The following is a 13,869-nucleotide window of genomic DNA, read 5'->3' as shown; positions in this document are numbered from 1 at the left end:
GTTTTTCGAGTACATTGGGGGCTCCTCACGGCGCCGGGGCGTATTGTACTCGGTTTTTCGAGTACATTGGGGGCTTTTCACGGCGACGGAGCGCAATGTACTCGGTTTTTCGAGTACATTGGGCGCTCCTCACGGCGCCGGGCCCCATTGTACTCAATTTTTCGGGTACAATACGCTCTTTTCCCGGCGACGCCACACTACCTCTTCCGGTAATACAGCGGCGCATGGCCCGTGACCTGCTTGAACACCCGGCCGAAATGCGTTATGCTGCCAAACCCCACTTTTCTGGCGATCAGGCTGGCCTTCAGCGAAGTCTGCTCAAGCAGCTGCTTCGCTTCCTTCACCCGTACGCTGTTCAAATACTCTACAAAGGTGAAGCCTGTGGCTTCTTTAAAGAAACGGCTTAAATAATAGGGACTCACGTAGAACTTCTCCGCCACTGCCGGCAGTGAAAGGTCCTGCATATACTGGCTGTTGATAAACCGGACAACCTCCATAATCCGTTCATGTGCCGGGCTCGGGGCTTCGGAAGGTTCTGTGCTGCTCTGGATCACCTGCCGGCAGCAGGCAATGATCAGCTGCAGTACAAGCGTCTGGGCATAAAGCTCGAAGCCGGGGGGCTGCTCCCTGATCTCCCTGAGGATGCTGTGCGAGATTTCATCGATCATCAGGCGTTCCTGCAGGGGACATTTTATAATCAGATAGTCCTCAGCGAACAGCGGCCGGATGAATTCCCGGGATATCCCGTCTGTCCAGGGGAGCTCCTCACCGTGAATATTAATCACCAGCCGCTCATATCCGGAAGCCTGGGCATCCGTCGTCCGGTGCAGCACATCCGGCGCAATAATAATAATATGACCCTCGTCCACCACCATCGTCCTGTCTTTGATGAAGAAGGTCCGTTTGCCCTTCATGAGATGAAAGATCTCATAGGTACTGTGAAAATGATTAGTCTGCATATGATGGCTTTTCGCCTTCCGGTATGACACGGAGAAGGTCTCCCTGCCGTTGTTATAACCGATCTCTTCCATCCTGCGCCCGCCTTCCGCTATCTTATCTGTCTCCAGCATAGACCGCACTGTCCAGTTGCGCAAGATATAAGAAGAATTAGTCCATATGCGCAAATAATGTGTGTTTTATTGTGATAGCATAGGCTTAAATTGAAAAGGAGGTCGTAAATCTGATGACTAACACTGCACCATCCTCAGGAGACACCACAGGAACCGGGGCTTCGTTGTCCCCGATTGAATGGGCACAGCTTGCCTGCGATACGCTCATGAAGAAATTTAAGCCCGAGGAGCTTCCGCCCGACCGATTCCATTATCATCAGGGCGTTTTTTTATCAGGGATGGAGAAATGCTGGCGGGAGACAAAAAAGCCGGAATACTATAATTACATCAAAGACTGGGTGGACAGCCAGATCCTGAGCGACGGCAGCATCCGAAAATTCAACGCCAACGAGCTGGATGATATTCAGCCCGGCGTGCTGCTGTTCAATCTGCTGGAGCAGACCGGAGATGAACGCTACCGTAAGGCACTCCATACCCTGGTCCCGCTGCTGAAGACCTGGAAAACCAATCCGTCAGGCGGCTTTTGGCATAAGGAGCGTTACCCGAACCAGATGTGGCTGGACGGTCTGTATATGGCAGGTCCTATCGCAACGCAGTATGCCAGAACCTTTGGCGAGGATGAATATTTTGATCTGATGGCCTATCAGGCGATTCTGATGGAACAGCACACCAAGGACCCAGTTACCGGTCTTCTCTATCATGGCTGGGACGAGACCAAAGAAGCGGCATGGGCCGATCCGCAGACCGGACTGGCGCCGGAGTTCTGGGGACGGGCAATCGGCTGGTTCCCTGTAGCACTGCTGGAAATGCTGGAGCAGTTCCCGGAACAGCACAAGGACAGAGAGACATTGATCAATATTCTGCAGAATCTGCTTTCCGCACTGGTGAAATTCCAGGACCCGGCTACCGGACTGTGGTATCAGGTGATTGATAAAGGCGGCCGCCCGGACAACTGGCTGGAAAACTCCTGTACCGCTCTATTCGTGCAGGCCATAGCTAAGGCAGTCAGACTTGGTTACCTGGAAGCTGAGTATATGAAATATGCGTGGAAAGGCTATCAGGGAGTCATCGACACGCTGACTTTTGACGAAGACGGCAGCCTGCGGATCGGCAAAATCTGCATCGGCACAGGCATCGGCGATTACGCCCACTACATCGCCCGCCCGACCAGCGAAAATGACCTGCACGGAGCCGGGGCCTTTATTCTGATGAGTGTAGAGATGAGTCTGGCGCAGGCGGAGTAACGGTTATATGTAAAAGGGGCTGACCCGGGCCAATACATGGCTTCGGGTCAGCCCCCTGCTGATTTATTTTAAATAAAATACTTCCTTCAAGTTCTTGGACACCGGGCTGTGGTCAGGATTCGTCTCCATCAGCGGCTCCATATATACCCACCACTTTTGGCAAATCTCTGTCCGGGACATCTGCTCCCATTTCGCTTCATCCTCAATCTCCAGGTAAGCAAACAGATTTCCTGTTTCTTCATCCAGAAAAATAGAATAGTTGTGTGCGCCATGGTTCTTCAGCTCTTCAGCCATTTCGGGCCACAGTTCATCGTGACGCTTCTTATACTCCTCATAACTATCCCGGTAGACCTGCATGATACTCGCTTTTCTGATCACAGTTCAGCACTCCAGACTTATGTGTTTTGGAAAAAACGTATTAATATAAACTCTAGTGAACATTATAGTCCATAAACACACACTTTTGAAGATAAATAAACGCATTTAAACCTTGTCGAATTTGAGGCGGATTCCCGGAGCATTCGTCACAGCACTCCACATTGACAAACTTCCGCTCTATCTATAATATTAGAAGTCCTGCCGGCATGATGCTGGCGATAAGGGGACCTTGCAGGTTCATTCTTATTACAAAAGGGTGAATGATTATGAACAAAGAGCAATTAGTGGAAAGTGCACGTAATATTAAAAAATCCGCGTATATCCCTTATTCCAAATTCCCGGTCGGAGCGGCTTTGCTGCTTAAGGACGGAACTGTAATTAACGGGGTGAATGTGGAAAATGTATCGTTTGGAGCAACGAATTGCGCCGAGCGGACAGCATTTTTTACGGCAATTACAAACGGCTATACCAAAGGTGATTTCCAGGCGATTGCGATTGCAGGGGATACCGAAAATTATCTTCCGCCCTGCAGCATTTGCAGACAGGTTATGGCTGAATTCTGCTCGCCGGATATGCCCGTCTATTTAACTAATGACAAACAGGATATATTGGAACTGAAGCTGAAAGAGCTGCTGCCTTACGCATTTACAGATTTGGATATGTAAAACACCTTACTTTTAATATGTAAAAATAAAGCGTGCCCGTCTTGCGGGTACGCTTTTTTAGTGCCCCTTTACAGCAGCTGCAACGCCTTCAGCAGGGCATGTTCACTGGAGCTTGCGCCCTCAATGGAGTAATGGGCATCAGGATACATAGGAGACAGATGATGGTAACCGGGGTAGACATGCAATTCTACAGGCACCCCGTTTCGCACCAGCTTTTGGGCAAATACTATACATTCGTCTATAAAAAGGTCCACGGTTCCAATATTCATATACGTCGGAGGTAACCCGGCCAGTGACTCCGCACGGGCAGGTACGTAGTATTCACTGACAGACTTCTGGCCCGGCTCATGTCCTAATACAGATTTCCAGCCAAAATAATTGCTCTGCCGGGTCCAGACATACTCTCCTGCATAGGGATGCTCCGGCTTAACAGCCGTGCGGTCATCCAGCATGGGTCTGAGCAGCCGCAAATGATGAATGGCAAACTCCTGCCGGTCACGGATGAACAGAGCCAGACCGGCTGCGAGACCAGCGCCTGCGCTTGAGCCTCCGACCGCCACTTTTTGAATATCGATTCCCAGTTCCTCTGCATGCTCAATGCACCACTTCAGGCCCGAGTAGCAATCCTGCAGCTGGCTGGGCTGTACATGCTCCGGTGCCAGACGGTAATAGACTGATACCGTACAGAACCCATGCTGCGCAGCAAGCGCTGCATTCCCTGCACGGTCTCCGGCAGGACTTCCCATCACCATACCGCCGCCGTGGATCGAATAGTAGAGCGGCATTTTGTTAGCCTTGGGCTTTACGGCTTTTATGATCTCAATCCGGATATCCGGTCCGCCAAAGGAACTCGGGATTCTTTTCATCTCATAGGTAACCGGGTACAGCTCCGTTATATCTGCCTGCGGTAGCATCTGCGCCTGTTTGCTGCGCGATTCCATTAGTGAAGCCAGGTTAAGATCGGCAGTTGGTATCAAATCAATGGCCTGAATGATCTCCGGATCAATCAGATGCCTGCTTCTGCTGTGGGGATTAGTCATTGTAAAAGGTCCTCACTTTCTTCTCATGCTCAATTCCTGCTCTTGGTGTTACCAGTCTATTGTAAGGGCTGAGTCCAGGACTTTAATATGAAGACAATGACTTGGAATCATCTTTGGCATACGAAAAAACACTGATGAATTCTCTTCACCAGTGCTCTTCTGCTATTTATGCGAATAGACAATTTTTTTGATCGTTTCGGCTGACAGGAAATACTCCCCTGCCAGCTGCTCAATACTGCGGTTGTTGTCAAAAGCTTGACGGATCGCCGCATTGCGCTGGTCCAGCAGCTTTCTTCCGCCGCTCAGACTTCCCCAATCTTTATATTCTGATTCTTCTTTCGGTATATACAGCGTTTCCCCTTGAACATATTTCTGGATTTCCTTAATCAGCAGTTCAGGTAAAACCTTGGATGCGTTAATATATTTCATGAGTGCCCGCCCCTTATTCGTATGATTTGAAATAAGGTGCAAAGCCGGTCGTCAGAAAAGCTTAGTCAGCGATAAAGTCAAACGTTTCGCCCCATGCAAAGTATCGCCTTTCCAATTCCAGGCTTTGCATGAGTGGCAGAAGTACCAGACAATCTTCCGCGATTCTCCAATGGTATGCGCCTCCTTTCCCCGCAAGTTATTGTTAAATTACCAGTTCATCAGTTCTTTAATATGCACAGTCAGCTTATCTGCTGCCTTACGGTGAGTTGCCCGGGACGGGTGGTAATCGGCTGCGTAGCCGTCAGCTTCCAGCTGCACATCAAATTTCATCGCCGAAATCTTGCTGTCGCCGGTGTCCAGCGTATATTGTTCCACAGCTTGCCCGACATAAGGATACAGCCTGTCCCCCATAATCCCCAGTGTGCAGAGAATCGCAGCATTGGCATTGTTCCGACGGACCATTTTTAGAAATTGGACATATTGTTCCTCATACTCCTGCTGTCTGCCGGGATCGTCCTGGGTATAAGAATCATCATTCGTTCCAAGATTAATGACAATCAGTTCAGGGGTAAATGTGCTGAAATCCCAAGGCAGCTCCTGCGGCAGCACGCGGTCTTCAAACTTCCCTTCAGACTTGCCCACTTTCTCATAATAATCCGGCAGCAGATGGGTGGTCAGCTTTTGATCATTTTCGGTGTAGCCGGTAATAATGCCGTATCCGCTGTAGGAAACCATGCTGTAGTCAGCCTGAAGCTGCTCTGCCGCCAGGTAAGAATAGGTTTTGGTGACATCCTCCGTTGCCGTGGAAAAAGAATGCAGTGCATGCTCATCATCTACACCATAGCCGCAGGTAATGGAATCGCCGATGAATTCAATGGTATGTATATTTTTTGGAGTTGGCTTAATACCGTCCTCGGCATCAACAGCAATTTCCTGAATCCCGACCGTTGACATAGCCGCTTCAGACAGTTTGGTGATCCGGATGATGACTTCCTGCTCCGTGCTGCTTTCAAATACTGTATACGTTTTGAGCGGCTGACCGATCTGATCGTCAATGACCCGCTTTCCATTTACGCTGATGCCGACCCGGGCCAGATTGTTGCCGGTCAGGGCAATGGCATCCCCCTTTAAGGTAACCTCCGCTTTTCTACCGCGGAATGAAAATTCAACACCGCCGCCCGAGAGGGCCAGCCACCGCACATCATTGCTGTAATAGGTCCGACCGATTACTTTAACATTGTCTTCTGTTGCTCTGTACACTTTCATCCGTGACATCTGTCTACCTTCCTTCGCAGCTTCTCGCCTTTCTTTTGTAACAGTAACAAAGGTTTCCGGGATTTTCAATGAAAGTCTGCTAAAGTCTGTTTTTATAAAGCAAGTAAAGTGATATGGTAAACTACAGAGAATGAAGAAGGGCGTCAGATAAGAAGTCCTTCCAACAAGGAGGACGTTTATGGATATCCCGAGAGGCACCTACGGCTTCCGGTTTGCGGAGGATAAGGAGCTTCAGCTCTGCGTTTTGTTTGCGGCAGGCAGCGATTGCATCACCACCCCTGATTATCACTGGGACGGAATGGAGCGCAGTGACGGCCCTCTGCTGCTGTTCCAGTACACGCTCTCCGGTGAAGGCATATACGAGTCGGGGAACCGGACTCACCGGGTTACGGCGGGACAGGCTTTTCTCGCTGAAATTCCCGGCCCCCACCGCTATTACTATCATCCGGATTCGTCCGAGCCGTGGGAATTCCTGTTCCTGCTGTTCCGGCCCGACCTGATCCTGCCCCATTGGCGCAAATTTCTGCGTGAAGCCGGGGAAGTCCCGTATCTGCCTCCGGATAGCGCACCCGTCCGGCTGCTGCGGATGATTGTGAACGATGCCGCGGCAGGCAGAATCTCCGATCCCCTGATCGCCTCCTCCTGCATTTATCAATTCATGACTGAATTGTCCAGGCTTCAGGCCGCGACGCTGCGCAACAGGGATAACTGGCCGGAGAATGTACGGCGTGCTGCTGAATTCATAGAGCATAACTATTCACGGATGATCAGCATTGACCAGCTGTCCGAGCATGTCTCCTTATCCAAATATCACCTGATCCGCAGCTTTTCGGCCAGCACAGGACTGACTCCCGGCGCCTATCTGACCCGGGTCCGCACGGAGAAGGCGATGGAGCTTCTCAGGGGAACCCCCCTCAGCGTTGAAACGATTGCCGGGCAGGTTGGCTACTCCAGCGGCAGTTATTTTATCAAGGCGTTCCGCAGTCTGACCGGCGTTACACCGGGAGATTTCCGCAGCGGGGGCGAAAGCCTTGCGTATCGCAGATTGTTTTTTGATTGACCGCAATATAGTGCTATCAGACTTGTAAGATTACTATAGATATTGCTAATCTCCTTGATTATGATGGAACAGACGAGAGCAATAATACATCAGCAAAGGAGATTTACAATGAACCATAAGCTTGCAGCACCTACGCCTCCGCTGGGCTGGAACAGCTGGGACTGCTACGGCGCAGCCGTAACGGAAGCTGAAATCCGCGGCAATGCGGAATACATGGCACAGCATCTCAAAGAATACGGCTGGAACTATATCACTGTCGATATTCAGTGGTATGAGCCCCTTGCGAATTCTTCACAATACCGTCCGTTCGTTCCGCTCGTGATGGACGGACATTCCCGGCTGATGCCTGCCGAGAACCGCTTCCCTTCTGCAGCGGGCGGCCAAGGCTTCAAGCCGCTGGCTGATTATGTGCACAGCCTCGGACTGCAATTCGGTATTCATATCATGCGCGGTATTCCGCGGCAGGCTGCCCATGCGGGTACTCCGGTTCTGGGCACTTCTGCTACAGCACGCGATATTGCACATACAAACTCGATTTGTCCATGGAATACGGATATGTACGGTGTAGATGCCTCGAAAGAAGGCGCACAGGCCTATTACGACTCGCTGTTCGAATTATATGCCGAGTGGGGCGTTGATTTGGTTAAGGTAGATGACATCGCAGCTTCCAGATTGTATGACACCCATCAGCCGGAAATCGCCCTGATCTCCAAAGCCATTGAACGCTGCGGCCGGCCGATGGTGCTCAGCCTCTCCCCCGGACCCGCTCCGGTGGAATATGCGGACTTCTTTGTCGAGCATGCCAATATGTGGCGCGTAACCGATGACTTCTGGGACCTGTGGCCGCTGCTGCTGGATATGTTCGACCGCTGCCGCAAATGGCAGGGCGTGCCCCAGACCGGCTCCTGGCCGGACTGTGACATGCTGCCGCTCGGCCACATCGGCATCCGTTCCGTGGACGGCGGAGGCGCGGACCGCTGGACCCGGTTCACGCGTGACGAGCAGCTGACGATGATGTCGCTGTGGAGCATCTTCCGCTCGCCGCTGATCTTCGGCGGCGAACTGCGGGACAACGACGAGTGGACAATGTCGCTGCTGACGAACCGAGAGGTTCTGCGCATGCACCGCGAGAGCTACGGCGCCAAGGAGGCGCTCTGCCAAGGCGATCTGATCGTCTGGACTGCCGAACATACCGATGGCACCCGCTATGCTGCCGTGTTCAATGTAGGCGACAGCCCGCTGCCTGTTAACCTCGCTCTTGAACAGATCGGGCTGAGCGCCGCTTCCGGCACCGAGCTGTGGAGCGGAGCGCCAGCGGAGCTTAACGCAGGCTCGCTGCAGACGGCCATCCCGCCGCATGGCGTACGCCTCTACAGCTTCATGTAAGGAAAAGCCGTTTGCCCGGATGAAACCGGGAAAACGGCTTTTTATATTTCTTCAACTAACACAGGCCGGCCTCTTCTGCCGCTCTCTACTTCAATTCTAAGCCTAACACGTTAACACACCGGAAGCAGGATGGCCGGACGCCGCGGGTGATGAATCGGGGAACGTAGCGCTTTCTTACCTAGTGAACCGTGGCTTTTGGAGCATGATTGAACTTTGTACAGGCTTGTTGATTCACCAGCCTAGTTGGAATTCCTCCACCTAATGCTGTCCTTTTTCATCATTTATAACTTTTAGTTGGAAATTCTCCAGCTGTTCGGGCAGATAAAGGCTTATAAAGACTCATTCAGCAGATTTAAGTGGAGTTTTTCCAACATGCAGAGTAATACGGGTATTTTTCGGAGGATTAGTTGGAGAAATTCCACTTAGGTTGATCGGTGTGCGCTGTACGTGCTCGCTGAAACCCTTTTTCATAACACGGCTTATCTACAATCCTGCATTTTGTGCAATAGAATCTCTTCGTAACGCCAAAAAGTCCATTCCATTGTATTTCATACATTTGATTTCGGATAAGTGGACTAAAAGCAGCTAAATGCTGAATATCCGCTGTACAAACTGCAATAGAATCTACTTTTCGTCGATTTAGCGGTCATCTGCTGCACAAACAAAGTACATTAGATTGCATCAGCCCCCTACTTTAAGCCGCTAACCTGGTCATTCATTCTCCGCAGCAATCGTTCCTTCTTAGATCTACTTCAACCAGCATGCAAAAAAGCCCCCCGAAACGGGAGGCGTACTGCTATGCAAAATAATCTTTTACAGCTTATTGAAGATTCTGTACATGATTACGGCAGCTTCCGCTCTATTGGCGTAGGCTTTGGGGCTCAGGGCAGTTCCGCTGCCGCTGACAAGCCCTTCTTTCACCATTGCCGCAACGTCTTCTGCTGCATATGCTGAAAGCTCCGCCCAGTCACTGTATTTCCGGAGGTCCGCAGCATTGCCTTCCGTGACAGCGGTACCGTTGATCTGAAGCGCCCTTCTGCTGAGAACCATCAGATCCTGGCGGGAGACCGGTTCAGCCGGGTTAAATCCGCCGTTCCCTGTGCCGGTGGCGATTCCGAGCTGCCTGGCAATGCCCAGCGCTTCATAATAGTACGCTGACGGGCTGACATCGCTGAAGTTGCCGCTGAAATCAGCCGTAAGCCCTAGTGTTCTTACCAGAATCACGAGGAAGTCCGCTCTTGTAATGTTAGCCTGCGGAGCGAAGGCGGTATCCGACACCCCATTGATGATCCCCTTGGAAGCCAATACTTCGATCGGCTTTTGAGCCCATCGGAATACAGCTGCATCATTAAACGTCTTGAATACATAAGAAACAGCAAACTTGCTGAAGTGGGACGTACTAAAGGTTACCCTGCTCTCTGCCGGGCTGTATTTCGTGTTTGATACTTTAGCTGCCCTCCCTGCCTCGTCAATGTACCAGACGACGAGATGCTCACTGTTCTTCAGATCAGCCGGCGCCGGCATATAAGGCAGCGATACCTTGACCGGTGCGTTTTTGTTCTGCCATTCAACGGCCTTACCGTCTGCTTTTACGGTCAGTTCAATAACAGGTTTATCACCGACACTGTTTCTGACAGACGGGTCCGTAATCACTGACTTATCTGAGGATGCCAGAACAATGGAAACGGTGGTACTGCCTTCCGGGAGCTGCTCCTCAAACATATGGCCCGGCAGTTCAACCGTTCCAATAGGGGTGGTCAATTTAAACAGCAGCTTCTTATCCCCCTGTTTGAACACGCTGGACGGTAATACCGGCTCATATCCCTTGGCGCCTTCAGCTTGGAGCATAATGATTTCTATGGTCTTGAGGCCATGAATGTCAGATACAGCTTTGGACAATGCTGCGTTGATCGCCGCTTCTGTAACCTCTGCTTTCGCTATTCCCGTAGTCCCATCCAGTACTGCATTCAGCGTTACCGCCGGGCTGTCTGCCCCTGGTGAAGGGGATGGTTTTGCAGCTGCCCCCGCAGTCTGGCCCGATGCTGGCGGGGCTGTGTTTGCAGGCGATGATGGAGACGGTGTGATTGTCGGTGTTGGCGATGTGGTTGGTGCCGGTGTGGCTGTTGGCTCCGGTGTCGCTGGTGCTTCGCCCACATTCAGCACTAACTCTACAGTTTTCGGGCTTCCATTGACCTCACCGGTAATCAGAAACTGCCCTGATGTCTCTGTATCCGGGACCTTGGTCCATTTCACACCGACTTCCCTGTTCGCCCCGTTGTCAAAGACAGCGATGACTGAACCGGGCAGTACAAAGCTTCCGCCTTTGGCCACTGTAATGGCCTTCAAGGGCCTGAAGCCTGTGATGGTTTCTTCGTGCATGATGCTGAACTCATTCAAGTCTGCCTTACCGCTGCTTACGGAGCCCACAAATCCGTAGTATTCTCCCTTGGGCAGCAGGGTGCTAAAGGTATGCTGTCCGTCACGAAGCACCGCCTGATCCATATAGGCTACGGAATGGGTCAGCTTTTGCATAATCAGGATAGTTACGGTGTCCTGCATATTTGCCGCTGAATGAACGGTTACAGATACTTTACTATGATCTACCTGCTGGCTTACCGTTAATATTGAATCTGCCGATACACGGAAACTGTCTATGTTAAGCAGAGCCATCGAGAACACGATCCAGGCCAGGAATGTCCGATAGACATTTTTGCTCATAAGTCCACCCCTAACTGGTTAGAAATGATCTGTCCGTCTTTTACGTTATTCACTACGTAGGCTTTGATTTGTAGTCCCGTAAGATTCAGCGGAGTACTGAACACGGCTTTCACCGTTTTGACCGGATTGACCCCAAATGCCGACTTCACATATGAAGTGGAGATGACCTTGCCGCTTGCCTCACACAGCTGAATAACAACTGCAGCCTCCATGGCGGCCACTGAATTTTTACTTACCGTAACTTCAGCCACTGCACTCTGCCCCGGGGCGAGCTCTGCAGTTTCATTTCCCAGAACATCAGTAATTTTGACATCGGTTACCGTAAATGAATTGCTGATCTGTACATCGGAGAATTTGGCCACATTGTAATACTTATCCTCAATCTGCGGCTGGGTCCCGTCGACTGCAAATCCGATATAGGCGTCCTTATCCATATTAAAAGTATCCCTGTACAGCTCTGTCCATTGTTCACCGTCATAGGAGGTAAAGGCTGCAATTGTACTGCCTATCCGCTCGATTTTCAGCCAGATCGGCAGGGTGTTATCCGTTAAGCTTGGCAAGTAGTCCTGGGGATAATCGGCATTGTTCAGTGTCCTGACCGCCTCCCCCTTATTCATCCGGGATGAAAAATAGGTGGCATAGTACGTGTCGTCCTTGTCTCCGTTCCCCAGCTCATCCCGGTCTGCCTTCACGATCGAGGTGCTGATCAGCGCGGCAGCGGCGTCCGGTTCCAGACTGTCCCGGATCATCAGTCCGGAAATAGCATTGTTATCCAGCAAAGCAATAGAATCCAGTCTGGCCGTCAAAGATGCATTGCCGCTGACCGGCTGATAGACATAGTGGAAGCTGTCATTTTTGCCGGTGATTTTGCCTGAACCTTTAACTGTTAAAATACCGGAGTCATCCAGACTCCCGCTGCCTTTGACAGGCGTGCTGCCGATATCCGCAGAGGTCCATTCCCCAGCGATTTCAGGCCCGTTAACATGGACCGGCATGGAGGTGGACTGGGTTGAATTCCCTTGTGTATCATAGGCTCTGGCAGAGATAAAGTAGGTCCCTTCCTCCACATCATCAAGCGTAAAGCTGAAAGGCGCCTTCTTCACCTCTCCGGCCAGCAGGTCATTTTTATAAAATTGTACTTTGGCAATCCCGTCTGTGTCGGCAGCCTCCGCATAAATGCTGATTGTACCGCCTTCCTCATATAAAGCGTTATACGCAGGAGACGTTAATCTGACTACCGGATTATCCGCTCCATGAGCCATGTCTGCCAGGCTGTTTATATAATTTTCCAGGTTGCTGTACCCGCTTGGACTGATTGCCTTCCCGTCGGCTTTGTCCTCCTTATTCAGTCCATGGGCATCTTCCCAGGCATCCGGTATGCCGTCATGATCACGGTCCTGCGGAGCCTCTGCTGACAGTAATTCCGGATAGCCGCCGACCTCAAATTCCCGGTTAATCGTCCGGCCTGTTCCGTTGATCACATCCTGTACAGCCCTGGCATCTGCGGCATCTCTCCTCGGCAGCACAGCTCCAGCCGAGTGTAACACATCGTTATATGCCTGCTCAGCATCCGTAATCTTGACCGTAGAATAACTGTCATTAAGAAAAGGGGTCTCCGACAGCACGGTAGACGGAATTGCATTCTGAATTCCCCTGCTGTTGTCTGCGCTCACTTCCGGATTACCGTACATATAATTGCCTTTCACATAGAACTCGCCGTCCCCGGGATTAATGATTCTTCCTTTGACAGATTGGAGCGTGGACGGACCCGGTTTGTAGTAGTTATTTACTACATTGGACTGCAGCGTCGTTAAGCCTCCATAGGTGTTATTAAAACCCCAGTTATAAATCACGTTGTTAGACATGGTGATATTTCCGGGCGTATTGCCGTTTCCGATTCTCGGCATCCGGCTGGTATGGCTCGTGAGCAGATTGTGATGGAAGGTGGTCGCATTGCCGCCCCAGATTCCGCCATACCCGTGTTTTCCTTTGACGTGTCCCGATAGAGTAAGGCTCTCGCTGATAATGCTCCATTGCACGGTCAGGTTATTGTTCTCATAAAAGGACAATCCCTCGTCTGTAGACCAGCCGGCAGAGACATGGTCGATCATCACATAGTTCGAGCCTCTGCCGCCCAGCGCATCCGGCTCGCTGGAAATATTGGCCGAGCCGGGCCGGAATCTTAAATACCGGATAATAATATTGCTCGCGCTGCTGATGTCCGTGTTGAAGCCGGCAATGCAAATCCCGTCACCCGGGGCGGTCTGTCCGGCGACCGTAATATTTTTACGGTTACTGAAGCTTAACGCCCTTGTTAAGTGAATCGTTCCCGATACCCGGAAAACAACCATTCTGTTGTCTTCGCTGATTGCGTCTCTTAAGGACCCCGGGCCGGAATCATTCAGATTGGTCACTTCGTAGACATCATAACCCCGGCCTCCGCTGGCATACATCCCTCCGCCTTCGGCACCCGGAAATGCAGGTATGTCTGCCGGGGCCTGGTCTGCATAAGCAGGCAGCGCATCTGCCAGAAATGACAAGCTCAGCAGAGCACCCAGTGCAGCCGAAAGAATCCGCTTCTTCATCGTGTTTCCTCCCCGCAAA

The 13,869-nt window shown here is 51.2% G+C and carries 11 protein-coding genes; 4 read left to right on the top strand and 7 right to left on the bottom strand.

Annotation, left to right across the window (positions count from 1 at the left end):
- Positions 1–197 precede the first annotated feature (197 nt).
- A complete protein-coding gene (locus C2I18_RS23210) occupies positions 198–1,031 on the bottom strand; it encodes an AraC family transcriptional regulator (RefSeq protein WP_249898087.1) in 834 nt (277 codons plus the stop codon).
- 152 nt (positions 1,032–1,183) lie between these two features.
- Here C2I18_RS23210 and C2I18_RS23205 point away from each other — a divergent pair, with 152 nt between their 5' ends.
- Entirely contained in the window at positions 1,184–2,314 is a 1,131-nt protein-coding gene (locus C2I18_RS23205; RefSeq protein ID WP_249898086.1) for a glycoside hydrolase family 88/105 protein, read from the top strand.
- A 63-nt stretch (positions 2,315–2,377) separates the two neighbouring features.
- On the opposite strand, the gene rhaM is transcribed toward C2I18_RS23205, so the two are convergent.
- Complete coding sequence (rhaM, locus tag C2I18_RS23200; RefSeq protein WP_249898085.1) at positions 2,378–2,692, bottom strand: L-rhamnose mutarotase; 315 nt, start codon at positions 2,690–2,692, stop codon at positions 2,378–2,380.
- A gap of 266 nt (positions 2,693–2,958) precedes the next feature.
- Here rhaM and C2I18_RS23195 point away from each other — a divergent pair, with 266 nt between their 5' ends.
- The gene (locus C2I18_RS23195; RefSeq protein WP_249898084.1) at positions 2,959–3,357 is read left to right on the top strand and encodes a cytidine deaminase; all 399 of its coding nucleotides are present in this window, start codon (positions 2,959–2,961) and stop codon (positions 3,355–3,357) included.
- Between the two features lie 68 nt (positions 3,358–3,425).
- Here C2I18_RS23195 and C2I18_RS23190 read toward each other — a convergent pair whose 3' ends face one another.
- The 3 genes from C2I18_RS23190 to C2I18_RS23180 form a co-directional block, all read right to left on the bottom strand.
- Positions 3,426–4,397: an alpha/beta hydrolase fold domain-containing protein gene (locus C2I18_RS23190; protein WP_249898083.1), complete on the bottom strand. Its 972-nt coding sequence runs from the start codon at positions 4,395–4,397 to the stop codon at positions 3,426–3,428.
- 162 nt (positions 4,398–4,559) lie between these two features.
- Positions 4,560–4,826, bottom strand: a complete 267-nt coding sequence (locus C2I18_RS23185) for a CD3324 family protein (protein ID WP_249898082.1) — start codon at positions 4,824–4,826, stop codon at positions 4,560–4,562.
- A gap of 207 nt (positions 4,827–5,033) precedes the next feature.
- Complete coding sequence (locus C2I18_RS23180; RefSeq protein WP_249898081.1) at positions 5,034–6,101, bottom strand: SGNH/GDSL hydrolase family protein; 1,068 nt, start codon at positions 6,099–6,101, stop codon at positions 5,034–5,036.
- 178 nt (positions 6,102–6,279) lie between these two features.
- Between C2I18_RS23180 and C2I18_RS23175 the strand changes: the two genes are divergently transcribed.
- On the top strand, positions 6,280–7,161 hold the full coding sequence (locus tag C2I18_RS23175; RefSeq protein ID WP_249898080.1) for an AraC family transcriptional regulator: 882 nt from the start codon (positions 6,280–6,282) through the stop codon (positions 7,159–7,161).
- A gap of 108 nt (positions 7,162–7,269) precedes the next feature.
- Complete coding sequence (locus tag C2I18_RS23170) at positions 7,270–8,547, top strand: glycoside hydrolase family 27 protein (RefSeq protein WP_249898079.1); 1,278 nt, start codon at positions 7,270–7,272, stop codon at positions 8,545–8,547.
- A gap of 813 nt (positions 8,548–9,360) precedes the next feature.
- On the opposite strand, the gene C2I18_RS23165 is transcribed toward C2I18_RS23170, so the two are convergent.
- Together C2I18_RS23165 and C2I18_RS23160 are read right to left on the bottom strand one after the other, a co-directional pair.
- Positions 9,361–11,265 (bottom strand): S-layer homology domain-containing protein, encoded by a 1,905-nt coding sequence (locus C2I18_RS23165; protein WP_249898078.1) that lies wholly within the window; start codon positions 11,263–11,265, stop codon positions 9,361–9,363.
- Positions 11,262–13,850 carry an Ig-like domain-containing protein gene (locus tag C2I18_RS23160; RefSeq protein ID WP_249898077.1) on the bottom strand — a complete coding sequence of 863 codons (2,589 nt, stop codon included), beginning with the start codon at positions 13,848–13,850 and terminating at the stop codon, positions 11,262–11,264. Before C2I18_RS23160 ends, C2I18_RS23165 begins: the two co-directional genes overlap by 4 nt.
- Positions 13,851–13,869 lie beyond the last annotated feature (19 nt).

This window comes from Paenibacillus sp. PK3_47 (genome assembly GCF_023520895.1).
In the GTDB taxonomy this organism is placed as follows: Bacteria; Bacillota; Bacilli; order Paenibacillales; family Paenibacillaceae; genus Paenibacillus_AQ.
The sequence above is the reverse complement of the archived record's forward strand: the minus strand, read 5'-3'. Positions and strand labels throughout refer to the sequence as shown.